We start from the raw sequence: 24374 nt of genomic DNA, 5'->3' as shown, positions 1-24374 counted from the left end.
CCGGGGCGGGCCCCCTCCGGAGCCGCCCGGGATCAGTTGTCCTTCTTCTCTTCCTTGTTGTCGACGATGATCTGGGTCTTGCTGACCAGCACCGGCTGGCCCTTCAGGCTCTTGAGGGCCTGCGCCAGCGCGAAGTCGTCGGTGGCGCCGAACTCGGGCACCTTGCGGTCCTGCGGCGGCTTCTTGGCTTCTTCCTCGAGGCGCTTGCGAGCCTCGTCACGGGCCTTTTCGCGCTCCGGGTCCTTGCTCTCGGGGCCCTGGCCGCTGGCCAGGTGCTTCTCGAGGTCGGCCTCGCGCATGCGCAGGGCTGCGAAGGGGCTGCCCTCGGCGCTCTCGTCGACCAGCACGTTGGGCACGATGCCCTTGGCCTGGATCGAGGTGCCGCTCGGCGTGTAGTAGCGCGCGGTCGTGATCTTGAGGCCGGTGTCGGGGCCCAGGGGGCGGACGGTCTGCACCGAGCCCTTGCCGAAGGTCTGGCTGCCCATGATCGTGGCGCGCTTGTGGTCCTGCAGGGCGCCGGCGACGATCTCGCTGGCCGAGGCCGAGCCTTCGTTCACGAGCACCACCAGCGGCACGGTCTTGAGTCCGGCCGGCAGGTTGCGCAACGGGTCGCTGCCGGCGCGGCGCTGGTAGAACTCGGGCGCCGCCTTGTAGATCGACTTGCTCTCGGCCAGCTGGCCGTCGGTCGACACCACCGTGACGTTCTCGGGCAGGAAGGCGGCCGAGATCGCGACCGCAGCGTCGAGCAGGCCGCCCGGGTCGTTGCGCAGGTCGAGCACCAGGCCCTTGAGATTCGGGTCCTGCTTGTAGATTTCTTCGACCTTCTTGACGAAGTCGTCGACCGTGCGTTCCTGGAACTGCGACAGGCGGATCCAGGCGTAGCCCGGTTCCATGACCTTGCCGCGGACCGACTGGGTGCGGATTTCCTCGCGCGTGATCGTGACCGGGAAAGTGCGGTTCTCGTCCTTGCGGAAGATCGTCAGCAGCACCTTGGTGTTGGCCTCGCCGCGCATCCGCTTGACCGCCTCGTTGAGCGACAGGCCGCGCACCGCGGTGTCGTCGATCTTGGTGATCAGGTCGTTCGGCTTGAGGCCGGCGCGGAACGCTGGCGAACCCTCGATCGGCGACACCACCTTGATCAAACCGTCTTCCTGGGAGATCTCGATGCCGACGCCGACGAAACGGCCGGTCGTGCCTTCGCGGAATTCCTTGAAGGACTTCTTGTCGAAATACTGCGAATGCGGGTCGAGCCCGGCGACCATGCCCGAGATCGCATCCGAAATCAGTTTCTTCTCGTCGACCGGCTCGACATAGTCGCTCTTGACCATGCCGAAAACCGCAGCCAGCTGCTGCAGTTCTTCGAGCGGCAAGGGAGCCAGCGAGCCTCGTGCAACGGTTTGTAACGAGACGGTTGTCAGCACGCCGGCGAAGGCGCCTGCGGCGACCCACCCGGTGATCTTCATTTTCTGGCCCATGTGAAAGTGTCCTTGTCGCCTGTCAAACCAATATACACAGCTTGGAAGCAAGTTGTCTGCCGGGGTTCCGCGACCCTTTGAACAAATTAAGAATATTTGTTACGCCTTGGCTTGCGACGCCACCGCGGCCACGGCCTTTTCGGCGGCGTCGGCGTCACCCAGATAGTAGTGCCGCAGCGGCTTGAGTTCGTCGTCGAGTTCGTAGACCAGCGGAATGCCGTTGGGGATGTTCAGGCCCACGATGGCGTCGTCGGAGATGCCGTCGAGGTACTTCACCAGCGCGCGGATCGAGTTGCCGTGCGCCGCCACCACCAGCCGGCGGCCGGCGCGGATCGCCGGCGCCATCGATTCGTTCCAGAACGGCAGCACCCGGGCCACCGTGTCCTTGAGGCATTCGGTCAAGGGCACCTGCTCGGGGGCCAGCTTGGCGTAGCGGACGTCGCCGCGCTCGCTGCGCGGATCGTTGGGCTCGAGCGGCGGCGGCGGCGTGCCGTAGCTGCGGCGCCAGACCAGCACCTGCTCGTCGCCGTACTTCTTGGCCGTTTCGGCCTTGTTCAGGCCCTGCAGGCCGCCGTAGTGGCGTTCGTTGAGGCGCCAGGAATGGATCACGGGCAGCCAGGTGCGGTCGAGCTCGTCGAGCGTGTGCCAGAGCGTGCGGGTGGCGCGCTTGAGCACGCTGGTGTAGGCGACGTCGAAGTCGTAGCCCTCGGCCTTGAGCAGCCGGCCGGCCTGCTTGGCCTGCTCGACGCCGGTCGGCGTGAGGTCGACATCGGTCCAGCCGGTGAAGCGGTTTTCGAGATTCCAGGTCGATTCGCCGTGGCGGATCAGTACCAGTTTGTGCATGGGAGAGGCCTTTGGGAACGCGTTCGGAAAGCCGACATTCTAAAATCCGGGGTTTGCCACTCAAGGAACACCGTGAAATTCATTGTCGACAACTGGATGCTGATCCTGATTGCGCTCAGCTCGGGCGGCATGCTGGCGTGGCCTTTGGTGCGCGGCGCCAACGCCGGCTCGCTCACGGCGCAGGGCGCGGTGCAGCTGATCAATCGCGAGCGAGCGGTGGTGGTCGACGTCCGCGAGCCCGAGGAATTCGCGGCCGGCCACGTGACCGGTGCCAAGAACGTGCCGCTGAACCAGCTCGAGCAGAAGCTGCCGGCCACGGTCAAGAACAAGTCGTTGCCTTTGTTGCTTGTCTGCGCAACGGGCGCACGGGCCCAGCGCGCCGTGGCGACCGCCAAGAAGCTCGGCTACGAACAGGCCCAAGCGGTCGCCGGCGGACTCAAATCCTGGAAAGACGCTAATCTGCCGCTTGAAAAGGCCTGAACCCTCCACGAAATAGCCCAGATGCAAGCCGTCAAGATGTACACCACCGCCGTTTGCCCGTACTGCATTCGCGCGAAGCAAATCCTCAAGTCCAAGGGTGTCGATCAGATCGAGGAGATCCGCATCGACAGCGACCCGCAGGCGCGTGCCACGATGATGGACCTCACGCGCCGGCGCACGGTGCCGCAGATCTTCATCGGCGACACCCACGTCGGCGGCTGCGACGACCTGATCGCGCTCGACGGGCGCGGCGGCCTGGCGCCGTTGCTGCAAGGCGCCTGAGCCGGTCGCCGGCCTGCCATCCGGCCGGGCGATAATCGCCGGCTGACCCCTCAGAAGCCCGCTCTCGGGAGCATTTCCCGGGCGGGCCTTGTTTTGATCCTCGAAAGTTAGAGCCATGGCCGACCAGCAATCACAAGACCCCGTTTTCCAGATCCAGCGCGTCTACCTGAAGGATCTGTCGCTCGAACAGCCCAATTCGCCGGCCATCCTGCTGGAGCAGGAGCAGCCGACCGTCGACATCCAGCTCGGCGTCGACGCCCAGCCGGTGACCGACGGCATCTTCGAGATCACCGTGTCGGCCACCGTGCAGACCAAGATCGGCGACCGGACCGTGTTCCTGGTCGAGGCCAAGCAGGCCGGCATCTTCGAGATCCGCAACCTGCCGGAAGACCAGATGGGCCCGATCCTCGGGATCGCCTGCCCGCAGATCGTCTACCCGTACCTGCGCGGCAACGTGGCCGACGTGATCCAGCGCGGCGGCTTCCCGCCGGTGCACCTGGCCGAGATCAATTTCCAGGCGATGTTCGAACAGCAGCAGGCCCAGGCCGCGGGCCAGGCTTCGCCGATCGTCACGCAGTAAATCCGGCTTGGCGCCAACGCCGATGAAGATCTGCGTGCTCGGCGCCGGTGCCTGGGGCACGGCGCTGGCCATCAATGCCGCCGGCCGCCACGCGGTCACGCTGTGGGCGCGCGATGCCGCCCAGGCCCAGGCCATGGCGGCGGCGCGCGACAACGCCCGCTATCTGCCGGGCATTGCCTTCCCCGCGGCATTGAAGGTCGTCGGCGGATCCGCCACGGCCGCCTTCGAAGGGGCCGAACTGGTCATCGTGGCGACGCCGATGGCGGCGTTGCGCGAACAACTCGGCATCCTGCGTGACGTGGCCTGTCCGGTGGCATGGCTCTCGAAGGGGGTCGAGCCGTCACGCCCGGGCTCCGCGGACCCGGGGCTGCTGGCCCATGAGATCCAGGCCCGCGTGGCACCGGGGCTGAAGGCCGGCGTGCTGAGCGGACCGAGTTTCGCCCAGGAAGTGGCGCAGGGCCGGCCGACGGCACTGGTCGCGGCCAGTCCGCTGGCGGCGGTGCGCGATGCGCTGGTCGAGGCCTTTCACGGTCCGACGCTGCGCGTCTACGCCAACGACGACATCGTCGGCGTCGAGGTCGGCGGGGCGGTCAAGAACGTGCTGGCGATCGCCACCGGCCTGGCCGACGGACTGCACCTGGGCCTCAATGCCCGGGCGGCCCTGATCACTCGCGGACTGGCCGAGATGACGCGTTTCGGCCTCGCGATCGGTGCCCGCAGCGACACCTTCATGGGCCTTTCGGGACTGGGCGACCTGGTGCTGACGGCGACCGGCGACCTGTCGCGCAACCGCCGGGTCGGGCTGCTGATGGCGCAAGGCCGCACGCTGGCGCAGGCGGTCGATTCGCTGGGCCACGTGGCCGAGGGGGTCTATTGCGCGCGCACGGTGGTCCAGCGGGCGCGCCACCTCGGGATCGAGATGCCCATCTCGGACAGTGTGGTGGCAGTGCTGGATGGCCGGATGGCCCCGGCGGAAGCGGTGGCCGGCCTGATGGGCCGCGAGCCGGGCGTCGAATCGGCCTGAGCCGCCGGCTTCGTCGAGCCAGTCTTGGCGCTCAAGCGCGCGGCGCCAGCTCCAGCACGCATTCGTCGCCCAATGCCTCGCGCCAGACCCGCACGCGCGAGGGCGCCGGCTGCATGTCGGCGAGGGCATCGGCGATGAATACGCAGAGGTTTTCCAGCGTCGGCGCGCCCAGTCCGGGCACTTCGTCGAGCAGGTGGTGGTCGAGCCGTTCGCGCAGTGCGTCCAGCCGGCGGCGCAGCAGGCCGAGGTCGACCACCATGCCGGTCCGGACATCGCGCGGGCCGCTCACCGCGACTTCCGCGCGATAGGTGTGGCCGTGGATACGGCGGCTGGCTTCGGTCTCGATGGCGCGCTCGAGCGTGTGGGCGGCGTCGAAGAAAAAGCGCTGGCTGACGGTGAATCGGCGAGGGTTCATCGTGAGGGTCGTCATGCTTGAGGGATCAGCGGATGCCGGTCAGCTTGTGAGTCTGCAGGCTCAGGCGCCAGCCGGGGCGGCGCATGCAGGTGTCGATACACAGCGCGATGTGGTCCGCCTGCGCCGGGCCATCCATCGGCTGCAGGAAGCGGTGTGCGAAGTGACCGCCGGCTTGCAGGGCGTCGAGGTCCAGGCCGGGCTGCGGCCATACCACCTTGAGTTCCTGGCCGGAGCGCTGCAGCCAGGGCGCGCCCGCCTTCGGGCTGATGCAAAGCCAGTCGATGCCCTCGGGTGCCGCCACGGTGCCGTTGCTTTCCACAGCGATGCGGAAGCTGCGCGCATGCAATGCGGCGATCAGTGCGGCATCGACCTGCAGCAGCGGCTCGCCGCCGGTCAGGACGACCAGTCGATGCGCGGCGTCATCGGCCGGCCATTGCGCGGCGATGGTGTCTGCCAGCGACTCGGCGTTCGCGAACCTGCCGCCCAGCGTGCCGTCGGTGCCGACGAAATCGGTGTCGCAGAAGCGGCAGACGGCGTCGGCACGATCGCTCTCGCGGCCGTTCCACAAATTGCAGCCGGCAAAGCGGCAGAACACGGCGGGCATGCCGGCCTGGCCGCCTTCGCCCTGCAGGGTGTAGAAGATTTCTTTGACGCTGTAGCTCATCGTGTTCAGGTGTCGATTTCGAGGTTGTCGATCAGCCGTGCTACCGAGCCAGGAACCTCATTGGAGCCCGGTCGCTCCACGAGACGGAGGGACGTGCGGGGGTCAGGTCAGGCCGGCGAGTACGCAAGCCGCACGTAGATCGGCGCGAAGGCTTCGGCCTGCGTGATGTCGATCAGGGTTTCCTTGGCCAGTTCGAGCATCGCGATGAAGGTCACGATCAGGACCGGCGTGCCGCGCGTGACGTCGAACAGCTTCTCGAACTCGACGAACTGACGTCCCTGCAGATGCCGCAGCACGATGCTCATGTGCTCGCGCACGCTGAGCTCTTCGCGCGAGATCTTGTGGTGCTGGACCAGCTTGGCGCGCTTGAGGATGTCGGCCCAGGCATCGCGCAGGTCGACCACGTTCATGTCCGGGAAGCGCGGCTTGAGCGACTGCTCGATGTAGACCTGGGCCTTCCAGAAGTCGCGCCCGGCCTGCGGCATGGCACTGAGCGATGCCGCCTGCAGCTTGGTCTGCTCGTACTCGAGCAGGCGGCGCACGAGTTCGGCGCGCGGGTCTTCGGCTTCCTCGCCCTCGGCCGACTTCTTGGGCGGCAGCAGCATGCGCGACTTGATCTCGATCAGCATCGCCGCCATCAGCAGGTATTCGGCGGCGAGTTCGAGGTTGGTCTGGCGGATTTCGTCGACGTAGCTCAGGTATTGCCGCGTCAGCCCCGCCATCGGGATGTCGAGGATGTTGAAGTTCTGCTTGCGGATCAGGTAGAGCAGCAGGTCGAGCGGGCCTTCGAAGGCCTCGAGGAAGACCTGCAGCGCTTCAGGGGGGATGTAGAGGTCGTTCGGCAGGGCGAACAGGGGTTCGCCGTAGAGGCGGGCGAGGGCGACCTGGTCGATGACCTCCGGCATGGCGGCGACCACCGCCGCGCCGTCGTCCGCGATCACCTCGATCGGCCCCGAGCCTGCGCTGTCGGCCAATGCGCCATCGCCCTGGCGGCGGGCACCGGAACCCGGAACGGCCCGGATGACCACTTACTTCACGCGGGTCTGGTAGACGTAGGGCTGCTGCGGCACCTTCGCCTCGCTGTACTCCTCGAGCAGGCTGCGGTCGAGGTGCTTGTCCCACAGCAGGGCGCGCCCGGCGCGCTGCTCGGCCTCCAGCGTCGGCTTCTGTTCCTTCATCTGCTCGATGAAGTTGGTGATTTCGGACTGGTAGTGGGGACGGGCGAAGATGGACATGGCAATTGGACCTTTGGCGGGATTTTACCGGGTGGAATCCGCCTTGAAGCCTTCTTGCCCATGCGCTAGCGTGGCGGCTCCCATCCATCCAAGGAGATTGCCGATGAAGCGCCGCTACTCGATCTTCCTCGCCGCGACCGGAGCCGCTGCCCTGGCGCTGGTCGCCTGCAGCACCAGCGGACCCGCCAAGCCCCAGAGCAAGATGAGCTTCTTCATCACCAGCGCGAACCCGGGCAAGGGCGGGGACTTCGGCGGACTCGCGGGCGCCGACCGCTACTGCCAGAGCCTGGCCGACAGCGTCGGCGCAGGCGGGCGCAGCTGGCGCGCGTACCTGAGCACGACCGCGACGGCCGGCGGTGCGCCCGTGAACGCCCGCGATCGCATCGGCAAGGGGCCGTGGGTCAACGTGAAAGGCGTGACGATCGCCAACAACATCGACGAACTGCACGGCACCAACAACCTCGACAAGCAGACCGGCCTGACGGAAAAGGGCGAGATCGTCAGTGCCAGCGGCGACCCCGTCAACAACCACGACATCCTCACCGGCTCGATGCCGGATGGGCGCGCCTCCACCGACACCAGCAAGGACACCACCTGCGGCAACTGGACCAAGAGCGGCGAAGGGTCGGCCATTGTCGGCCATCACAACCGCATGGGCACGAACGCGCCTCCGGCGTCGATGTCCTGGAACTCTTCGCATGCAACCCAGGGCTGCAGCCTGGAAGCCTTCAGGAGGACGGGCGGCGCAGGGCTGATGTATTGCTTCGCGGCGAACTGAGGGCGGCGGCTAGACTGACCGCCCCGTGCAATTTCCTGGGACGGTATGGCGCCAACCACAATCCGCCGCGGCCTCGCGGCCCTTCTGCTGCTGACCAACATGCTCTGGCTTTTCGGCTGCGACCCGAGGCGCATCAGCGAACTGGAGGAGGGCGTCTCCACCGAGGCCGATGTTCGCGCGCGTTTCGGCGAGCCCGAGAACGTCTGGGACACGCCTGCGGGGCGCGTCTTCGAATACAACCGCCAGCCGCAGGGCCAGAAGAACTACATGATCACCATCGGCGCCGACGGCAAGATGAGTGCGCTGCGGCAGGTGCTCACGCCGGAAAACTTCGCCAAGGTCGCACCCGGCATGCCGGTGGAAGAGGTGCGCAGGATGCTCGGCAAGCCGGCGAAGCGCACGCCCTATCCGCTCAAGCAGCAGACCGAATGGGACTGGCGCTGGGTCCAGCCGCCGAATTCGCCGATGGTGTTCAGCGTGACCGTCGACGAAGCCCAGCGCGTGGTGAGCGCCGGCTCTTCGCCCGACCGCAGCGTCGAGGCGAACTAGGAAGCTTCGCCGCGTTCTCCCGCGAGCTCCAGGTCGCGCAGCCACCGCCACAGCGTCGACCGGCTGACCCCGAGCTGCCGTGCTGCGCGCTGGCGGTTGCCGCCCGCGAGCCGCATCGCTTCGAGCACGCGCTCCCGCACCGGCGGCGTGCCCGCAGGATGGCGTTCGAACAACTCGGGGCAGTCATGCCGCAGGTCCTCGTAGCGGATGTCCTCGACGCGGTCGAACTGCAGCAGGAACACCGCGACGCGCTCGCAGATGTTCTCCAGCTCGCGCACGTTGCCGGGCCATTCGCCGGCCAGAAAGTGCGGCAGCAGCGGCGCGAGTGCTCGCGCCGCGTCGAGCCGGGACCCGAGCCGCTGGAGGCAGCGCGTGGCGTGCGCCCGCGCAAGCAGCGCGATGTCTTCCCCGCGTTCGCGCAGCGGCGGCACCGTGAGGCGCAGCGTGTTCACCCGGTAGTACAGATCCTGGCGAAAGCGGCGGGCGGCGATCATCTCTTCCAGCGGCTGATGGGTGGCCGCTATGACGCGTACGTCGACCGGCACGGGCGCGGTCGCGCCCAGCCGCGTGATTTCGCGCTCCTGCAGCACCCGCAGCAAGCGCGTCTGCAGTGACAGCGGCATGTCGCCGATCTCGTCGAGGAACAGCGTGCCCGTGTGCGCGGCTTCGAAGAGACCCCGTTTGCCGCCGCGCCGTGAGCCGGTGAACGCGCCTTCCTCGCTCTCCAGCAGCGTCTCGGAAAGGACGCGCAATTGACCGCGACGAACGGGCGGTCCGCCCGCGCGCTGTCGTTGTGGATGGCTTGCGCGAAGAGTTCCTTGCCGACGCCGCTCTCGCCGGCGATCAGCACGCCGAGATCGGTCCTTGCGTAGCGGCGCGCCGTAGCCATCGCGCGCACGAAGGCAGGGCTCTCGCCGATGAGGCTTGCGAACCCGTGCTTCGCGCTGTTCTGCTGGCGGCGCTGCTGCATGCGAAGGCTGGTGTCGGCTTCCTGGATGCGGCGTGCGTCGTAGAGCGTGAGCGCGGCGCCCACCAGCTCGCCGTGCTCGCGGATCGGCGTGCGGTTGGCGATCCAGTCGCGCCGGGCGTATCGCAACACCACCGATCGCTCCTCGGCGCCGCTGTCGAGCGTGCCTTGCAGCGACAGCTCGGGCTCCACCCGTTCGAGGCGCTGGTCCAGCAGTCGCTGCGGCTTGTCGAGCACCCGCTGCATCGCCGGGTTGACCGCGATGATGCGGTGGTCGCGGTTCACCGCCAGCACGGCTTCCTGCAGGTTGTGCAGCACGCCGTTGAGCTGCTCGTAGCGGCCGGCTTCCAGCCGGGCCACGCGCGCAAGCTCGATCGCGTCCTCGAAGCCCTTGCGGACGCTGGCGAGCGAATAGGCCAGCAGGGCGTGCAGGCCGGCTTCCTCGGCCAGCTCGACCACCAGGCTGGAGCCGACGATCACCTCGAAGCCGTCGCGCCGCAATTGTTCGAATTGCTGCCGCGCATCGTCCGGCGTCTGGTAGGCGTACTGCGTGATCTCGATGTTGAGCAGGTCCTTGACCGCGTCGAGTTCGGGGATGGTCTGCCCGTACATCACCACGCCCACGCGGCTGGAGATGCGCCGCGCCTTGATGAGCGCCTGCAGCAGGTCGAAGCCGCCGAGCTGGATGGTCGCAACCGGCGCCTCCAGTCCCGCGCGCAGGATGCTTGCGTTCGACCCGGCGCTCACGAAGGCATCGACCATGCCGCGCTCCAGTCGGTCGCGCGCGATGGCGAGCGCGCCGCCGAAGGTGCCGTCGACCACCTCGATCTCCGCGCGGCCGGTGTATTCGGCCACCACGGGCATCGCGAATTCGCGGATCTGCCGGTAGCTGAGGAAGCACAGGCGCGGCAGGCGGGCGCGGCTGTTCTGGGGAATGGGCATGTCTTGATGAAACAGATATATGTTTCATAAGTGTCTCATGAGACGTTAGTCGGCCCTGGCAGAAATAGAAAAGTCCTTGTAAATCAAGGCCTTGCGAACATCCCGGCGGGCTGGCACGACCGCTGCAATGCAGGAGTCAAACCGTTCTATGGAGATTCCGAACTTGGCACTCGAACACATTACCGTGCTGGACCTGACCCACATGCTCTCGGGTCCCTACGGCACCATGCTGCTGGCCGACCTCGGCGCGCGAACCATCAAGGTCGAGCCGCCCGGTACCGGCGAGGGCACGCGCAGGCTGCTCGAAAACGACCCGGACTACGCGCGGGACGGCATGGGCGCCTACTACCTCACGCTCAACCGCAACAAGCAAAGTGTCTGCGTCGACCTCAAGAGCGACGCGGGCAAGGCGGTGTTCCTCGATCTCGTGCGCCATGCCGACGTGGTGTTCGACAACTTCAGCGTCGGCGTCACCGAGCGGCTGGGCATCGACCATGCATCGCTCGCGCAGGTGAATCCGCGCATCGTCACCTGCTCCGTCACCGGCTTCGGCCAGACCGGCCCGGAAACCCAGCGTCCCGCCTTCGACCAGGTGGTGCAGGCGATGGGCGGCGGCATGTCGATCACCGGCACGCCCGAGACCGGCCCCACGCGCAGCGGCATCCCGATCGGCGACCTCGGCGGCGGCATGTTCGGCGCGATGGGCGTGCTGGCGGCGCTTGCCGAGCGTGAACGCACCGGCCGCGGCCAGCACGTCGACGTCTCGATGCTGGACGCGCAGATCTCGCTGCTCAACTACATGGCGACCATGCACCTGATGTCCGGCCATGTGCCGGCGGGCATCGGCAACGGGCACTTCGTGCATGTGCCCTACAACAGCTATCCGACGGAGGACGGGCACATCATCATCGCCTGCATCGGCGATGCCTTCTTCGAGCGCTTCGTCGACTTCATCGACCTGCCGGCGCTGCGCAAGCCCGAGTACCGGCAGCAGCCGGTGCGCTTCGCGGCGAAGGCCGAGATCGACGAGATCGTCGGTGCCGAGTTGCGCAAGCATTCCACCGCCCACTGGCTGGAACGCCTGCGAGCCGCGCGAATCCCCTGCGGGCCGGTGAACAACTTCGCACAGGCGCTCGACGACGTACAGGTGCGCGCGCGCGACATGGTGGTCGAAGTGCCGCTCAGGTCGGGCGAAAAGCTGCGCATGCCGGGCAACCCGATCAAGCTGTCCGCGGCGCAACCTGCGGCCTTCACCACGCCGCCCGCGCTGGGCGAGCACACGCGCAGCGTGCTGGCGGAGGTGGCCGGCTATTCGGCCGAACAGATCGATGCGCTCGGTCGCGATCGCGTGATCGCCTGAGGCCCGCCATGGAGCGAATCCACATCACCGACGTCGCGCCGCGCGACGGCTTGCAGAACCAGCGCGTGCAGGTGCCGACAGAGGCCAAGCTGGCGCTCATCCGACTGCTCGCCGAAGCCGGCGTGCAGAGCGTGGAGGCGACCAGCTTCGTCTCGGCCAGGGCGGTGCCGCAGATGGCCGATGCCGCGGATCTGGTGCCACGCCTGACGGCGGCATTGCCCGATCTGCGCTGCTCCGTGCTGGTGCCCAACCTCAAGGGATTGGAGCGCGCGCACGCGGCCGGCGCGCAGGAGATTGCGGTCGTGCTCTCGGCCACCGAGACCATGAACCGCAGGAACATCAACATGGGCCTGGCGGAAGCCACCGAGGTCAGCGAGCGGACGCTGGCCGCAGCGCATCGCCTCGGCCTGCGCACCCGCGCCTACGTGGCGGTCGCGTTCGACTGCCCCTTCGAAGGCGCGACGCCGGTCGCCGAGGTGGTGCGCCTTGCCGCGCGCATGCATCAGGCCGGCGCGGGCGAGATCGTGATCGCCGACACCATCGGCTCGGCATCGCCGGCTCAGGTCAAGGAACGTCTCGCCGCGCTGCGCGACGCGGTGCCTGTGGCGCAACTGGCGGTGCATCTCCACGACACGCGTGGCATGGCGGTCGCCAACGCCTGGGCGGCGCTGGAAGCCGGCGTGCGCCGCTTCGATGCGAGCGTGGGCGGCATCGGCGGCTGTCCCTTCGCGCCGGGCGCGGCGGGCAACGTCGCCACCGAAGACCTCGTGCTGATGGCCGCGCAGAGCGGCTTCGAGACCGGCATCTCGACCGACCGCCTGATCGACGCGGTGGACTTCGCCGAGGCGCAGCTGCAGCGACCGCTCGGCGGGCACGCCATCACCTGGCTGCGGCGGCAGCGCGAGAAGGCGCGCCAGCCGCAGGAAGCCTGAACGCGCAGCTCATCCCATGAACAGAAAGAGACAAGCCAAGATGCAAAACCCCATGACCTTGACCCGCCGCGCCACGATCGCGGCGCTTGCCGCCTTCATCGCCACCGCCGGATGGGCACAGGGCGGCGAAGCGAAGTTCCCGCACAAACCCGTCACGCTGGTCGTGCCCTATGCAGCGGGCGGCGGCACCGACATCGTCGGCCGGCTCATGGCGCAGAAGCTGACCGAGCTCTGGGGCCAGTCGGTGATGGTCGAGAACCGCACCGGCGCCAACGGCGTCATCGGATCGAGCTACGTCGCCAAGGCCGCGCCCGACGGCCACACCCTGCTGCTGGTGGTGGGCTCGCATGCGATCAACCCGGTGCTTATGAAGAGCATGCCCTACGACACCGCACATGCCTTCACGCCCGTGACCAACATCGCTAGCTCGCCGATGGTGCTGGTCGCGGCGATGAACGGACCGTACAAGACGCTGAACGACGTCGTGAAGGCGGCCCGCTCGGAGGAACTGGCGGTCGGCTATTCCGAGGGGCAGACGCGGCTGACCGGCGAGCTCATCCGGCAGTCCGGCCATCTGAAGCTGAGCGGCGTTCCGTACAAGGGCGGCGCGCCGATCATGGTCGACATCATCGGCGGCCATCTGCCGCTCGGCGTCACCAGCGTGCTGACCGCGCTGCCGCATGTGCGCTCGGGCGCGCTGCGCGTGGTCGGCGTGGCGGCGGACCAGCGCATGGCGATCTTTCCCGACGCGATGACGTTCAAGGAAGCCGGCCTGAAGGAGGTCGAGTCGCTCAACTGGTACGGCATGTTCGGCCCCGCGAACATGCCCGCGGCCATCGTCACCCGCATCAACGACGACCTGCGCAAGGTCGCGGCCGACCCGGCCGTGGTCAAGCAGATGGATGCGCAGGGCGCGCAACTGGTGCTCACGCCGCCGGCCGAGTTCCGCAGGTTCCTCGCGGGCGAAACAGAGAAGTGGTCACTGGTGGCGCAGCGCGGGGGCATCCAGCCCGAATAAGCGCGGCGTCCGCGCACGAATTTCACAACGACAACGGAGACAGGAAAACCATGGCAACGAACTTCCAACGGACGCCTTTGCGATTCGTCGCGCAGGCGCTCTTCGCCCTCGCGGCGGCCGCGGGCGCCGTCTTGCCCGCATCGGCGGACGAGTATCCGAACAAGCCGATCCGCCTGATCGTCCCCTTCGCGCCGGGCGGCGTGACCGACACCGGCGCGCGCGTGGTCGCAGACCGCCTCGGCCAGCGGCTGGGGCAGCAGGTGGTGGTCGACAACCGCCCCGGTGCGTCCGGCAACATCGGCACGCAGATGGCCGCTGCCGCGCCACCTGACGGCTACACGCTGGTGGTGGGCTTCGATGGCACGCTGGTCATCAATCCGCACGTCTACGGCAAGGTGCCCTTCGATCCGGTGAAGGACTTCGCGCCCGTCAGCAAGATCGGCGACGCGGCGCTCATCATCGTCACGCATCCCTCGGTGCCCGCGAAGACCTTCGAGGAACTGGTGGCCTATTCGAAGGCGAACCCCGCCGGACTGTCGTATGGCAGCGCCGGCACCGGCAGCACGCCGCATCTCGCGGGTGAACTCCTCAAGGTGCGCACCGGCGCCAATTTCGTTCACGTGCCCTACAAGGGCGGCGGCCAGGCGATGGCGGATGTGGTGGGCGGGTCGCTCCCGATGCTCTATACCGCGGTGGCTGGCGCCTATCCCTTCGTGCAGAAGGGGCAGGTCAATGCCATCGCGGTGTCGAGCACACAGCGGCTGGCGTCGCTGCCCAAGGTGCCGACCGTCGCGGAATCGGGCGTTCCCGGTTTCGAGTCCAGTTCGTGGATCGGCATCCTCGCGCCGGCGAAGACGCCGCAGCCGATCGTCGACAGGCTGCAGCGCGAGATCCATGCGGTCGTCCACACGCCTGAAGTCAAGGAACGGCTGGCGGCACTTGGAATCACCGCGTCGGGCAACACCTCCGCCGAGTTCGGGCAGCAGATCCAGTCCGACCTGAAGCGCTATGCCGAGATCGTGAAGGCGGCGAACATCAAGGTGGACTGATCAAGCGCCCGGCGCCTCGTCGCGCTGCATGCCGGACGCGAGTTCGTCCGCGAACCCCGAGCGCTCGAACGCCTCGCTCGGCTGCCCGTGCAGCGATTCCACCCGCAGCACGCCGCCGCGCTCACGCACCGCCTTGTGCAACTGGCGCAAGGCGTCCAGGCCGGTGGCGTCGATCAGGATCAGCTGCATGGCGTCGAGCACCACGGTCATGCCGCGCGGCGCACGCTCGACCGCCGCCACCATCGGGTCGAGCCTGGCGGCGGCGCCGAAGAACAGCGCCCCGTAGAGCCGGTAGGTCAGCACCGGCGGTTCCAGCGAAATTAGTTCGACGCTGAACAAGGTGCTCATGCGCCGCACGAACAGCGCGCAGGCCAGCACGATCCCCGCCTGCACCGCCACCGTGAGATCGAACACCACGGTGAGGAAGAAGGTGCCCAGCATCAGCAGCCGGTAGTGGCGGCTGAAGCGCCGCAGCATGGACGGTGCGAACTCGCGCCATTCGCCCATGTTCCAGCCCACGGAGACGAGGATGCCGGCCAGCACCGCGAGCGGCACATGCTGCGCGAGCGGCGCCGCGACCAGCACCACCACCATCAAGGTGATCGCATGCACGATGCCCGCGATCGGCGAAGTGGCGCCGGCGCGCACGTTGGTCACGGTGCGCGCGATGGTGCCCGTGGCCGGCATGCCGCCGAAGAACGGCGCGACCGCGTTGGCGATCCCCTGCGCCATCAGCTCCTGGTTGGGGTCGTGCCGCGGCAGGCCGCTGACCTGGTCGGCGACGCGCGCGCAGAGCAGCGATTCGATGGCGCCCAGTGCCGCGATGGTGAGGGTCGGCGTGACCAGCTGCTTGACCGTCTCCCAGGAGAAGTCGGGCAGCGCGAAGGCCGGCAGGCCCTGGGGGATGCCGCCGAAGCGGGTGCCGATGGTCTCGACATGCAGGTTGAACCCCCAGGACACCAGCGTCAGGGTCACCAGCGCCACGATCGGGCCCGGCACGCGGGAGCCGGCCTGCGCCGCGCCGGTGTTGGCGAAGCGGCCGAGCACGATGCGCACCGTCTGGCCGACGCGGGTCTTCTCGCGCAGCAGGTGCGGCCATGCGAACAGGCCGGCCAGGCAGGCCAGCCCGAGCCCGAACGCGGAGGGGTTGAAGGTGTGGAGGTGGGTCGCCAGCGTGTGCAGCTGCGAGAACATGTCGGCCGGCATCTTCTCTATCGACAAACCGAGCCAGTCCTTGATCTGCGAGATCAGGATCAGCGCCGCGATGCCGTTGGTGAAGCCGACCACGATCGACACCGGCACGTAGCGCACCAGCGTGCCGAGCCGGAACAGCCCCAGCAGGAACAGCAGCAGGCCGGCGCAGCCCGTTGCGATCAGCAGGTTGGCCACGCCGTAGCGCTCGACGATGCCGTAGACGATCACGATGAAGGCGCCCGCCGGGCCGCCGATCTGCACCGCCGAGCCACCGAGCGAGGCGATCAGGAAGCCGGCGATGATCGCGGTCCAGATGCCGGCCTCGGGCTTCAGGCCGGACGCGATCGCGAAGGCCATCGCCAATGGCAGCGCGACGATGCCGACGGTGGCGCCGGCACCGACGTCTTTCAGGAAGCGGCCCCTGTCGTAGCCCGCCAGCGCGTCGATCAGTCGAGGGCGGAAGGCGGCGAGCTTCAGGGGCGAGGTCATGGCGCCATTGTGGACGCCGGGCGGATGTCTCAGTCGGAGCTGCCGGGCAGCACCGCATCGGCGGCGGCGCCGACCGCCTTGCCCGTGATGCGCACGGTGCCGATGGCGGCATCGGCCGCCAGGCCCACGGCGCCGGCACCGACGCTGACGGCGGTGCTGGCGACGCTGACCACCGCGCAGCCCGGGAGTGACGCGCAGGCGGCCAGGATCAGGATCAGGACGAGGCGATGCTTCATGGCTTGGGGCTCAGCGCACGCGCATGCCTGGCGTCGCGCCCGGCCACGGCTCCAGCACGTGGATGCCCGGATTCGCCTTCTCGTCGGCGTGGCTGGCGGCCAGCACCATACCCTCGGAGATGCCGAACTTCATCTTGCGCGGCGCCAGGTTGGCGACCAGCACCGTGAGCTTGCCGACCAGCTGCTCGGGCTGGTAGACCGAGGCGATGCCCGAGAACACGTTGCGCGTCCGGCCCTCGCCGGCGTCCAGCGTCAGGTGCAGCAGCTTGGTCGAGCCCTCGACCTTCTGGCAGGCGACGATCTTCGCGATGCGCAGGTCGATCTTGGCGAACTCGTCGATGGTGATGGTCGGCGCGATGCCCTCGCCGCCGGGCAGCACGACGGCCTTCTCGGCGGGCGCGGGCGCCTCGCCGGCCGGTGGTTCGAACAGCTGGTCGAGCTGCTTCGCGTCGACTCGCTGCATCAGGTGTTTGTAGTCGTTGATCGCATGGCCGGCGCCCAGCAGCCGGCCGGCGTCGGCCGACAGCAGTGGGGCGCAGCCCAGGAAGGCCTCGACCTGCGCGGCCAGCGCGGGCAGCACCGGCTTGAGGTAGATCGTCAACAGGCGGAAGGCCTCGATGCAGGTCGTGCAGACGTCCTGCAGGCGGGCCTCCATGCCTTCTTTCTTGGCGAGTTCCCAGGGCTTGTTCTGGTCGACGTACTCGTTGACCTTGTCTGCCAGCAACATGATCTCGCGCAGTGCACGGGCGAAGTCGCGGCTGTCGTAGAGCGCCTGCATCGGCGCCGCGGCGGCCTGCAAGGTAGCCAGCAGCGCCGCGCCGTCGGCCGACGGCGTGCCGAGCTTGCCGCCGAAGCGCTTGGCGATGAAGCCCGCGGCGCGGCTCGCGATGTTGATGTACTTGCCGATCAGGTCGGCGTTGACGCGGGCGATGAAGTCGTCGGGGTTGAAGTCGACGTCTTCCACCTTGGCATTGAGCTTGGCCGCGATGTAGTAGCGCATCCATTCGGGGTTCATGCCGATGGACAGGTACTTGAGCGGGTCGATGCCGGTGCCGCGGCTCTTGCTCATCTTCTCGCCCGAGACCGTGATGAAGCCGTGCACGTTGACCTGGCTCGGCGTCTTGCGGCCGCTGAACTGCAGCATCGCAGGCCAGAACAGGGTGTGGAAGTAGACGATGTCCTTGCCGATGAAGTGCACCTGCTCCACCGCCGGATCGGCGACGAAGTCGTCGAAGCTCTGCGCGGTGCGCGAGGGCTCGTGCCAGTGGCTGGCCGCCTGCCCCTTGTCGAAGTGGTTCTTCAGGCTCGCGAGGTAGCCGACCGGCGCATCGAGCCAGACGTAGAAGTATTTGCCGGGGGCATCGGGGATCTCGATGCCGAAGTAGGGCGCCTCGCGCGAGATGTCCCAGTCGGCCATGCCGGCCTCGAACCACTCGCTGGCCTTGCGCGCCATCTCTGGCTGCAGCTTGCCGTCCTGGGTCCAGGTCTTCAGGAAGTCGACCACCTTCGGGTCGGACAGCTTGAAGAAGAAGTGCTCGGAACTGCGCAGCTCGGGCGTCGCGCCGGTCAGGGTCGAATAGGGGTTGATCAGCTCGGTGGGCGAATAGACGCTGCTGCAGACCTCGCAGGCGTCGCCGTACTGGTCCTTGGCGTGGCACACCGGGCATTCGCCCTTGATGTAGCGGTCGGGCAGGAACATGCCCTTGACCGGGTCGTAGAACTGCTCGATGGTGCGGGTGGCGATCATCCCGCCGTCGCGGAGCTTCTTGTAGATGCCTTGCGCGAGCTCGGTGTTCTCGGCGCTGTCGGTCGAGTGCCAGTTGTCGAAGCGGATGTGGAAGCCGTCGAGGTATTCCTTGCGGCCCGCGGCGATCTCGCCGACGAAGGCCTGCGGCGTCTTGCCGGCCTTCTCGGCCGCGATCATGATCGGCGCGCCGTGCGCGTCGTCGGCCCCCACGAAATGCACCATATGGCCCTGCATGCGCTGGAAGCGAACCCAGATGTCGGCCTGGATGTATTCCATGATGTGGCCGACATGGAACTTGCCGTTGGCGTAGGGCAGGGCGGTGGTGACGAAAAGTTTGCGCTGGGACATAGGGGGTGCATTTTAGGTCGCGGGGCTATAGTCGTTGCCGCAACCGGAGGAAGCCGTGATCACCGCCTACGAAATCACCCTTGCCCAGGCGGCCGATGCCCGGGAGATCGCGGAGCTTTCCCGGGACACGATCGAGCAGGGCCTGTCGTGGCGCTGGACCGAGCGGCGGGTGCTGCGCGCCAGCCGCGACGAGGCGACCAACGTGGTGGTGGCGCGGCGCGACGGCGTGCTGCTCGGCTTCGCCATCATGCAGTACGGAGACGACGAGGCCCACATCTCGCTGCTCGCGGTGCGGGCGTCGCAGCGCCGCTCGGGGCTGGGCAGCGCCCTGCTGGCCTGGCTCGAAACGACCGCCGGCGTCGCCGGCATCCGCGCGATCCGGCTCGAGGCGAGGGCCGGCAACGCGGCGGCCAAGTCGTTCTACGGCAGGCACGGCTTCACCGAGTGCGGATCGAGCCCGGGCTACTACGAAGACGTGGAGGATGCGGTCCGGATGGTCAAGCGACTGGGCCCGGCCGTCTGAGGCCGCCCCAGCCGAAGAATTCGCACACCGCGTCGCGCTGGTTCAGCGTATCGGCCCGGCCCAGCGCCATCAATTCCCGCGTGAAGCCCGCATCGAACAGCAGGTAGCTCGCGAGCGCCGAACCCTTGAGCTCGGCTGTCGCCGCGGACACCGCCGGTTCGCCCAGCAGGCTGCGCACCGCGGGCGGCAGGGCATGGACGTGGCGCGCGGCGATCGCGTCGATGCGCTGCGACGGTGCGATCAGCAGCAGCTCGACCGGCTCCAGCGTGGTGGCGGCGCGTGCCTCGGCCGGGATCAGGGCCAAGGTCGAGTTGATGCGGCGCAGGCGCTCCACGTCGGCGGTCAGCGCGTCGAGGAAGATGCTCGACAGCGCATGGCCGGCGATCTGCGCCAGCGACGGGTAGCCGCTCAGGGCATTGGGCGCCAGCGCTTCGGCCGGCTCCTGCATGCGGCCGGCCCCGACCGCCAGGATGCGGCGCGCGCCCAGGTGGATGGCGGCGGCCAGGGGTGCCGACTGGCGCATCGATCCGTCGCCGAAGTATTCGGCATGGCCGCCGATGTCCAGCGCGGTCGCCGGGAAGACGAACGGGATCGCCGACGAGGCCAGCAGATGCTCGTGCGCGATGCGCACCGGCGCCGCCAGTCGCCTGGAGCGGACCCAGGGCTGCTGCGTGTCGCTGGCCTGGTAGAAGGTCACGTGCTCACCCGAGCCATAGCTGGACGCGGTGACGGCCAGGGCGTCGAGGTGGCCCTGGGCCATCAGTTCGTCGAGCCGGCCGAGCGGCACCAGTTCTTCCAGCAGCCGGCGCAGGGGACTGTTGTCGAGCAGCGAGCGCGAGCCGCTGCGCCGCCAGCGCGCGATCAGCCAGCCGGCCGAGAGCAGGCGCGCCCAGGGTGCATCGCTGCTGAGCACGCGCAAGGCGTCGACACTGTAGATCTGGTCGGGCCCGAGCCCGGCCCAGACCTGGCCGATCCGGCGCACCGTGGCCTCGAAATCGTCGGCGCCGCACGCCAGCGCGGCCGCATTGATCGCGCCCGCCGAGGTGCCGGTGATGATCGGGAAGAGCGGGCCCCGGGAGGCCGCGCCGGCCCCGCGCCGCAGCTTGGCCAATGCCTGCAGCACGCCCACCTGGTAGGCGGCGCGGGCGCCGCCGCCGGTCAGGACCAGGCCGGTGGCGGCGGGAGGGGCATCCGGGGCAGGCAGCATGGCCCGAGCGTACCTGCCCTAGACTACCCGCCATTCAGGAGTGATCAATGGCAGTTACGCAAGAGGCGCTCGCGGAGGCCCTCAAGGCCGTCCTCGACCCCAACACAGGCAAGGATTTCATAGGCACCAAGGCGCTGAAGAACCTGCAGATCCACGAGGGCGAGGTCTCGTTCGACATCGAGCTGGGCTATCCGGCCAAGAGCCAGGCGCCGGCGCTGCGCAAGGCGCTGGTGGCGGCCGCCAGGACGGTGCCGGGGGTGGACAACGTCTCGGTGAACATCGTGACCAAGGTCACCAGCCACGCGGTGCAGCGCGGCGTCCAGCTGATGCCGAACGTCAAGAACATCATTGCCGTGGCTTCGGGCAAGGGCGGCGTCGGCAAGAGCACCACGGCCGCCAACCTGGCGCTGGCGCTGGCCGCCGAAGGCGCCAGCGTCGGCCTGCTCGATGCCGACATCTACGGCCCCAGCCAGCCCATGATGCTCGGTATCCAGGGCCGTCCCGAGAGCGAGGACGGCAAGACCATGGAGCCGATGTCCAACCACGGCGTGCAGGTCATGTCGATCGGCTTCCTGGTCGACTCCGACGAAGCCATGATCTGGCGCGGCCCGATGGCCACGCAGGCGCTCGAGCAACTGCTGCGCCAGACCAACTGGAAAGACCTCGACTACCTGATCGTCGACATGCCGCCCGGCACCGGCGACATCCAGCTCACCCTGTCGCAGCGGGTGCCGATGACCGGCGCGGTGATCGTCACCACGCCGCAGGACATCGCGCTGCTGGATGCCCGCAAGGGGATCAAGATGTTCGAGAAGGTCGGCGTGCCGATCCTCGGCATCGTCGAGAACATGGCGGTGCACGTCTGCTCGAACTGCGGCCATGTCGAGCACATCTTCGGTGCCGACGGCGGCCGGAAGATGGCCGAGCAGTACCAGATGGACTACCTCGGCGCGCTGCCGCTCGACATCGACATCCGCCTGCAGGCCGACAGCGGCAAGCCGACGGTGGTGGCCGACCCCGACGGCGCGGTGGCCGGCATCTACAAGGCGATCGCCCGGCGGGTGGCCGTGGGCATCGCCGAAAAGGCCAAGGATTTCTCGGCCAAGTTCCCGACCATCACCGTCAGCAAGAACACTTGAGAATGCCGGCGGTAGTCAGGCCGGCGCCGGGCCGCCAGCGCGGCGAAGTCCGCGCTTCGCGCAGACGGGCGGCCTGCTGTCTCCCCCTCGGGGGGCAGCGAGGACACGCAGTGCCGAGCGTGGGGGCTCCATGAACCTGCTCGCCTCGATGCGCTATCTCGTCGCGCTCGACGAGCATCGTCATTTCGGCCGTGCGGCGCAGGCCTGCCACATCACGCAGCCGGCGTTGTCGAATGCCCTGCGGGCGCTGGAGGCCGAGTACGGCGTGGTCATCGCGCGCCGCGGGCGCACTTACGCCGGCCTGACGCACGAAGGCGAACTCGTTCTCGCGACCGCCCAGCGCATGCTGCGCGAAAGCGAAGTGCTGCAGCAGGCGCTGCGCAGCGAGGAGGGCAGGCCCTGCGGCCATCTGCGCATGGCCGCCGTCCCCACCGCCATTCCGATGCTCTCGCGCTTCGCGGCGCTGCTGCAGCAGCGCCACCCCGGCATCGTGCCGGCGGTGCTGACGATGAGCTCCCAGGAGCTCGAGACCGGCCTCGAGACCTTGTCGCTTGACCTGGCGCTGGGCTACATCGAGCGGATGCACCTGCGCGACGTCAAGCTGGAGGCCTGGCCGCAAAGCATCGAGCACTACTTCCTGTTGCGGCGCGCCGCGCGCCCGGCGGCCGATACGCTGCGGATCGGCCAGCCGATCGGCTGGGCCGAAGCGGCGTTGCAGCCGCTGTGCCTGCTGACGCCGGACATGCACAACCGCTCCATCGTCGACCAGGCCTTCCGGAGCGCGGGCGCGACCGTGACCCCGGCGATCGAGACCAACTCGGTGCTCACGCTGGTGCTCGGCGTCGTCGCCGGCGAGGTCTGCAGCGTGTTGCCGGGCGCCATGGTCGCCGCCGTGCGCAGCCAGCGCGAGCTCGAGGCGCTGCCGCTCGTGGCCCCGGAGGTGACGACGCCGATCGGCTTCATGACCCAGCAGGGCGTGCGGCCTTCGCGCGCCCTCGAGGCGGCGCTGGCGCTGCTGCGCGCGCCGCAGTGGCAGGTCCAGGTCGAAATGCACAGCGGTGCCCTGGCCGCCTGAGCTGGATACAAGCGTCATACCTACTTGACGTTTTGTAACAAGCGCACCGACACTCCACGGGCCCCAGAGAGGGTCGTTCGGGTTCACACCACAACTGGAGAAAAACAGATGGCAGCTTCATCCGCAGGCGTCCTCGACGGGGACGGCATCGGCGCAACCGGGCCGCAGCCCGGCTTTCTCGACAAGGAACGGATCATCGCCGGGCCGGGCTTCAACCGCTGGCTGGTGCCGCCGGCCGCCCTGGCCATCCACCTCTGCATCGGCATGGCCTATGGCTTCTCGGTGTTCTGGCTGCCGCTGTCGAAGGCGCTGGCCACCGCCGGCACCGGCGCCCAGGCCTGCGCCAAGGACATGAGCTTCTTCGCCGAACTGTTCGCCAGCGGCTGCGACTGGCGCATCGCGACGCTGGGCTGGATGTACACGCTGTTCTTCGTCTTCCTCGGCTGCTCGGCGGCGCTGTGGGGCGGCTGGCTCGAACGCGCCGGCCCGCGCAAGGCCGGCGTCGTGTCGGCCGTGTGCTGGTGCGGCGGCATGATGCTGTCGGCAGTCGGCATCCATCTGCATCAGTTCTGGCTGATGATCATCGGCTCGGGCGTGATCGGCGGCATCGGGCTGGGCCTGGGCTACATCTCGCCGGTGAGCACCCTCATCAAGTGGTTCCCCGACCGCCGCGGCATGGCGACCGGGATGGCCATCATGGGCTTCGGCGGCGGCGCGATGATCGGCTCGCCGCTCGCCGTCGACCTCATGAAGAGCTTCGCGACCCCGACCGACGTCGGGGTGATGCAGACCTTCGTCGTGATGGCGATGGTCTATTTCCTCTTCATGATGGGGGGTGCCCTCGGCTACCGGGTGCCCGCCACCGGCTGGAAGCCCAAGGGCTGGACACCGCCGCCCGCGCAGGCCGGCAACACCATGATCACGCAGCGCCACGTGCACGTGAAGAAGGTCTGGGGCATTCCGCAGTTCTGGCTGGTGTGGATGGTGCTGACGATGAACGTGAGCGCGGGCATCGGCGTGATCGGCATGGCCAGCCCGATGCTGCAGGAAGTGTTCGGCGGCAACCTGATCGGTGTCGCCAAGAAGTTCGGCGAACTCGACAAGACCCAGCTCGCGGCCATCGCCACGGTGGCGGGCGGCTTCGCGGCGCTGCTGTCGCTGTTCAACATCGGCGGGCGCTTCTTCTGGGCCAGCCTGTCGGACAAGCTGGGCCGGAAGTTGACCTACACCGTCTTCTTCGTGCTCGGCGGCCTGCTGTACTGGAGCATTCCGTCGTCGGCGGGTGCCGGCAGCAAGCTGCTGTTCGTCGGTGCCTTCTGCATCATCCTGTCGATGTACGGCGGCGGCTTCGCCACCGTGCCGGCCTACCTCGCCGACCTGTTCGGCACGCAGATGGTGGGCGCCATCCATGGCCGCCTGCTGACCGCCTGGGCGACGGCCGGCATCCTCGGGCCGGTGGTGGTGAACTACATGCGCGAATACCAGCTCGGGCTTGGCATTCCGCGCGAGCAGGTCTACAACCAGACCATGTACATCCTGGTCGGCATGCTCGTGATCGGGCTGGTCTGCAACCTGCTGGTGCGGCCCGTGGCGGACAAGCACTTCATGAGCGACGAAGAACTCGCGCATGAGAAGAAGCTCGCGCACGAAAAGGCCATTGCCGCCGAGATGGGTTCAGCCTCGGCGCGCAACAATGATGCAGTCAGCCCGCTCGTGGTCGCACTGGCCTGGCTGGCGGTCGGCATTCCGCTGGCCTGGGGCGTCTACCGCACACTGGTGGCCGCCGCGAAATTTTTCAACTGACCGTGAGACACGGGCGCCCG

At 68.1% G+C, this 24374-nt stretch carries 24 protein-coding genes and 1 pseudogene; 14 read left to right on the top strand and 11 right to left on the bottom strand.

The window, feature by feature from the left end:
- Nucleotides 1-32 precede the first annotated feature (32 nt).
- Nucleotides 33-1475 (bottom strand): S41 family peptidase, encoded by a 1443-nt coding sequence (locus QTI17_RS24170; RefSeq protein WP_286536198.1) that lies wholly within the window; start codon nucleotides 1473-1475, stop codon nucleotides 33-35.
- A 99-nt stretch (nucleotides 1476-1574) separates the two neighbouring features.
- Nucleotides 1575-2318: a 2,3-diphosphoglycerate-dependent phosphoglycerate mutase gene (gene gpmA, locus QTI17_RS24165; protein WP_286504917.1), complete on the bottom strand. Its 744-nt coding sequence runs from the start codon at nucleotides 2316-2318 to the stop codon at nucleotides 1575-1577.
- A 72-nt stretch (nucleotides 2319-2390) separates the two neighbouring features.
- Between gpmA and QTI17_RS24160 the strand changes: the two genes are divergently transcribed.
- The 4 genes from QTI17_RS24160 to QTI17_RS24145 all read left to right on the top strand — a co-directional run bounded on the left by QTI17_RS24160 (nucleotide 2391) and on the right by QTI17_RS24145 (nucleotide 4684).
- On the top strand, nucleotides 2391-2798 hold the full coding sequence (locus QTI17_RS24160; RefSeq protein ID WP_286536197.1) for a rhodanese-like domain-containing protein: 408 nt from the start codon (nucleotides 2391-2393) through the stop codon (nucleotides 2796-2798).
- Between the two features lie 21 nt (nucleotides 2799-2819).
- On the top strand, nucleotides 2820-3080 hold the full coding sequence (grxC, locus tag QTI17_RS24155) for a glutaredoxin 3 (RefSeq protein WP_286536195.1): 261 nt from the start codon (nucleotides 2820-2822) through the stop codon (nucleotides 3078-3080).
- Nucleotides 3081-3195: 115 nt separating this feature from the next.
- Nucleotides 3196-3660, top strand: coding sequence for a protein-export chaperone SecB (secB, locus tag QTI17_RS24150; protein WP_286536194.1), 465 nt, complete (start codon nucleotides 3196-3198; stop codon nucleotides 3658-3660).
- Between the two features lie 22 nt (nucleotides 3661-3682).
- Entirely contained in the window at nucleotides 3683-4684 is a 1002-nt protein-coding gene (locus QTI17_RS24145) for an NAD(P)H-dependent glycerol-3-phosphate dehydrogenase (RefSeq protein ID WP_286536193.1), read from the top strand.
- 31 nt (nucleotides 4685-4715) lie between these two features.
- On the opposite strand, the gene QTI17_RS24140 is transcribed toward QTI17_RS24145, so the two are convergent.
- From QTI17_RS24140 to QTI17_RS24125, 4 genes are all read right to left on the bottom strand, one after another.
- Nucleotides 4716-5114: a 6-pyruvoyl trahydropterin synthase family protein gene (locus QTI17_RS24140; RefSeq protein ID WP_286536192.1), complete on the bottom strand. Its 399-nt coding sequence runs from the start codon at nucleotides 5112-5114 to the stop codon at nucleotides 4716-4718.
- Between the two features lie 10 nt (nucleotides 5115-5124).
- A complete protein-coding gene (gene queE / locus QTI17_RS24135) occupies nucleotides 5125-5763 on the bottom strand; it encodes a 7-carboxy-7-deazaguanine synthase (RefSeq protein WP_286536191.1) in 639 nt (212 codons plus the stop codon).
- 107 nt (nucleotides 5764-5870) lie between these two features.
- Nucleotides 5871-6668 carry a segregation and condensation protein A gene (locus QTI17_RS24130; RefSeq protein ID WP_286505140.1) on the bottom strand — a complete coding sequence of 266 codons (798 nt, stop codon included), beginning with the start codon at nucleotides 6666-6668 and terminating at the stop codon, nucleotides 5871-5873.
- Nucleotides 6669-6791: 123 nt separating this feature from the next.
- Nucleotides 6792-6998 carry a DUF3460 family protein gene (locus QTI17_RS24125; protein WP_286504922.1) on the bottom strand — a complete coding sequence of 69 codons (207 nt, stop codon included), beginning with the start codon at nucleotides 6996-6998 and terminating at the stop codon, nucleotides 6792-6794.
- Nucleotides 6999-7101: 103 nt separating this feature from the next.
- On the opposite strand from QTI17_RS24125, the gene QTI17_RS24120 reads away from it, so the two are divergent.
- A complete protein-coding gene (locus tag QTI17_RS24120; protein ID WP_503011099.1) occupies nucleotides 7102-7776 on the top strand; it encodes a hypothetical protein in 675 nt (224 codons plus the stop codon).
- 99 nt (nucleotides 7777-7875) lie between these two features.
- Complete coding sequence (locus QTI17_RS24115) at nucleotides 7876-8325, top strand: outer membrane protein assembly factor BamE (protein ID WP_503011102.1); 450 nt, start codon at nucleotides 7876-7878, stop codon at nucleotides 8323-8325.
- Here QTI17_RS24115 and prpR read toward each other — a convergent pair.
- Nucleotides 8322-10234: pseudogene (gene prpR, locus QTI17_RS24105) on the bottom strand (propionate catabolism operon regulatory protein PrpR). The gene QTI17_RS24115 and the pseudogene prpR sit on opposite strands and share 4 nt — an antisense overlap.
- 163 nt (nucleotides 10235-10397) lie before the next feature.
- On the opposite strand from prpR, the gene QTI17_RS24100 reads away from it, so the two are divergent.
- From QTI17_RS24100 to QTI17_RS24085, 4 genes are read left to right on the top strand one after another with little or no spacing between them, the layout of a single operon-like run.
- Nucleotides 10398-11594 (top strand): CaiB/BaiF CoA transferase family protein, encoded by a 1197-nt coding sequence (locus QTI17_RS24100; RefSeq protein ID WP_286536188.1) that lies wholly within the window; start codon nucleotides 10398-10400, stop codon nucleotides 11592-11594.
- An 8-nt stretch (nucleotides 11595-11602) separates the two neighbouring features.
- Nucleotides 11603-12526, top strand: a complete 924-nt coding sequence (locus QTI17_RS24095) for a hydroxymethylglutaryl-CoA lyase (protein WP_286536186.1) — start codon at nucleotides 11603-11605, stop codon at nucleotides 12524-12526.
- A 52-nt stretch (nucleotides 12527-12578) separates the two neighbouring features.
- A complete protein-coding gene (locus QTI17_RS24090; RefSeq protein WP_286536183.1) occupies nucleotides 12579-13544 on the top strand; it encodes a tripartite tricarboxylate transporter substrate binding protein in 966 nt (321 codons plus the stop codon).
- 50 nt (nucleotides 13545-13594) lie between these two features.
- Nucleotides 13595-14593, top strand: a complete 999-nt coding sequence (locus tag QTI17_RS24085) for a Bug family tripartite tricarboxylate transporter substrate binding protein (protein WP_286536181.1) — start codon at nucleotides 13595-13597, stop codon at nucleotides 14591-14593.
- Here the strand turns inward: QTI17_RS24085 and QTI17_RS24080 are convergent, their stop codons facing one another.
- Genes QTI17_RS24080 through metG form a run of 3 tightly spaced genes read right to left on the bottom strand, consistent with a single transcriptional unit; the run spans nucleotide 14594 to nucleotide 18607 of the window.
- Nucleotides 14594-16276, bottom strand: coding sequence for a SulP family inorganic anion transporter (locus QTI17_RS24080; RefSeq protein ID WP_286536178.1), 1683 nt, complete (start codon nucleotides 16274-16276; stop codon nucleotides 14594-14596). It abuts the gene before it with no gap.
- A 29-nt stretch (nucleotides 16277-16305) separates the two neighbouring features.
- Nucleotides 16306-16512, bottom strand: a complete 207-nt coding sequence (locus QTI17_RS24075) for a hypothetical protein (protein ID WP_286536177.1) — start codon at nucleotides 16510-16512, stop codon at nucleotides 16306-16308.
- Between the two features lie 10 nt (nucleotides 16513-16522).
- Nucleotides 16523-18607 (bottom strand): methionine--tRNA ligase, encoded by a 2085-nt coding sequence (gene metG / locus QTI17_RS24070; RefSeq protein ID WP_286536174.1) that lies wholly within the window; start codon nucleotides 18605-18607, stop codon nucleotides 16523-16525.
- A 55-nt stretch (nucleotides 18608-18662) separates the two neighbouring features.
- Between metG and QTI17_RS24065 the strand changes: the two genes are divergently transcribed.
- Nucleotides 18663-19130 carry a GNAT family N-acetyltransferase gene (locus QTI17_RS24065; protein WP_286523342.1) on the top strand — a complete coding sequence of 156 codons (468 nt, stop codon included), beginning with the start codon at nucleotides 18663-18665 and terminating at the stop codon, nucleotides 19128-19130.
- Here the strand turns inward: QTI17_RS24065 and QTI17_RS24060 are convergent.
- Nucleotides 19105-20337, bottom strand: a complete 1233-nt coding sequence (locus QTI17_RS24060) for a patatin-like phospholipase family protein (RefSeq protein WP_286536172.1) — start codon at nucleotides 20335-20337, stop codon at nucleotides 19105-19107. The genes QTI17_RS24065 and QTI17_RS24060 overlap by 26 nt on opposite strands.
- Nucleotides 20338-20384: 47 nt before the next feature.
- Between QTI17_RS24060 and apbC the strand changes: the two genes are divergently transcribed.
- The 3 genes from apbC to QTI17_RS24045 all read left to right on the top strand — a co-directional run bounded on the left by apbC (nucleotide 20385) and on the right by QTI17_RS24045 (nucleotide 24354).
- Nucleotides 20385-21476, top strand: coding sequence for an iron-sulfur cluster carrier protein ApbC (gene apbC, locus QTI17_RS24055; RefSeq protein WP_286536171.1), 1092 nt, complete (start codon nucleotides 20385-20387; stop codon nucleotides 21474-21476).
- Nucleotides 21477-21606: 130 nt separating this feature from the next.
- Nucleotides 21607-22551, top strand: coding sequence for a LysR substrate-binding domain-containing protein (locus QTI17_RS24050; protein WP_286536170.1), 945 nt, complete (start codon nucleotides 21607-21609; stop codon nucleotides 22549-22551).
- Between the two features lie 108 nt (nucleotides 22552-22659).
- Nucleotides 22660-24354 (top strand): OFA family MFS transporter, encoded by a 1695-nt coding sequence (locus QTI17_RS24045; RefSeq protein WP_286536167.1) that lies wholly within the window; start codon nucleotides 22660-22662, stop codon nucleotides 24352-24354.
- Nucleotides 24355-24374 lie beyond the last annotated feature (20 nt).

The sequence above is a fragment of the Variovorax sp. J31P179 genome (assembly GCF_030316985.1).
Lineage (GTDB): Bacteria > Pseudomonadota > Gammaproteobacteria > Burkholderiales > Burkholderiaceae_C > Variovorax > Variovorax ginsengisoli_B.
The sequence above is the reverse complement of the archived record's forward strand: the minus strand, read 5'-3'. Positions and strand labels throughout refer to the sequence as shown.

Excerpts from the sequence above, each read along its gene's own strand:
- secB (WP_286536194.1), top strand. The coding sequence starts at position 3,196 with ATGGCCGACCAGCAATCACAAGACCCCGTTTTCCAGATCCAGCGCGTC.
- QTI17_RS24095 (WP_286536186.1), top strand. The coding sequence starts at position 11,603 with ATGGAGCGAATCCACATCACCGACGTCGCGCCGCGCGACGGCTTGCAG.
- QTI17_RS24050 (WP_286536170.1), top strand. The coding sequence starts at position 21,607 with ATGAACCTGCTCGCCTCGATGCGCTATCTCGTCGCGCTCGACGAGCAT.
- QTI17_RS24075 (WP_286536177.1), bottom strand. The coding sequence starts at position 16,512 with ATGAAGCATCGCCTCGTCCTGATCCTGATCCTGGCCGCCTGCGCGTCA.
- QTI17_RS24125 (WP_286504922.1), bottom strand. The coding sequence starts at position 6,998 with ATGTCCATCTTCGCCCGTCCCCACTACCAGTCCGAAATCACCAACTTC.
- apbC (WP_286536171.1), top strand. The coding sequence starts at position 20,385 with ATGGCAGTTACGCAAGAGGCGCTCGCGGAGGCCCTCAAGGCCGTCCTC.
- grxC (WP_286536195.1), top strand. The coding sequence starts at position 2,820 with ATGCAAGCCGTCAAGATGTACACCACCGCCGTTTGCCCGTACTGCATT.
- metG (WP_286536174.1), bottom strand. The coding sequence starts at position 18,607 with ATGTCCCAGCGCAAACTTTTCGTCACCACCGCCCTGCCCTACGCCAAC.
- QTI17_RS24115 (WP_503011102.1), top strand. The coding sequence starts at position 7,876 with ATGCTCTGGCTTTTCGGCTGCGACCCGAGGCGCATCAGCGAACTGGAG.
- gpmA (WP_286504917.1), bottom strand. The coding sequence starts at position 2,318 with ATGCACAAACTGGTACTGATCCGCCACGGCGAATCGACCTGGAATCTC.
- QTI17_RS24130 (WP_286505140.1), bottom strand. The coding sequence starts at position 6,668 with ATGCCGGAGGTCATCGACCAGGTCGCCCTCGCCCGCCTCTACGGCGAA.
- QTI17_RS24085 (WP_286536181.1), top strand. The coding sequence starts at position 13,595 with ATGGCAACGAACTTCCAACGGACGCCTTTGCGATTCGTCGCGCAGGCG.
- QTI17_RS24120 (WP_503011099.1), top strand. The coding sequence starts at position 7,102 with ATGAAGCGCCGCTACTCGATCTTCCTCGCCGCGACCGGAGCCGCTGCC.
- QTI17_RS24080 (WP_286536178.1), bottom strand. The coding sequence starts at position 16,276 with ATGACCTCGCCCCTGAAGCTCGCCGCCTTCCGCCCTCGACTGATCGAC.
- QTI17_RS24140 (WP_286536192.1), bottom strand. The coding sequence starts at position 5,114 with ATGACGACCCTCACGATGAACCCTCGCCGATTCACCGTCAGCCAGCGC.
- queE (WP_286536191.1), bottom strand. The coding sequence starts at position 5,763 with ATGAGCTACAGCGTCAAAGAAATCTTCTACACCCTGCAGGGCGAAGGC.
- QTI17_RS24090 (WP_286536183.1), top strand. The coding sequence starts at position 12,579 with ATGACCTTGACCCGCCGCGCCACGATCGCGGCGCTTGCCGCCTTCATC.
- QTI17_RS24145 (WP_286536193.1), top strand. The coding sequence starts at position 3,683 with ATGAAGATCTGCGTGCTCGGCGCCGGTGCCTGGGGCACGGCGCTGGCC.
- QTI17_RS24060 (WP_286536172.1), bottom strand. The coding sequence starts at position 20,337 with ATGCTGCCTGCCCCGGATGCCCCTCCCGCCGCCACCGGCCTGGTCCTG.
- QTI17_RS24045 (WP_286536167.1), top strand. The coding sequence starts at position 22,660 with ATGGCAGCTTCATCCGCAGGCGTCCTCGACGGGGACGGCATCGGCGCA.
- QTI17_RS24170 (WP_286536198.1), bottom strand. The coding sequence starts at position 1,475 with ATGGGCCAGAAAATGAAGATCACCGGGTGGGTCGCCGCAGGCGCCTTC.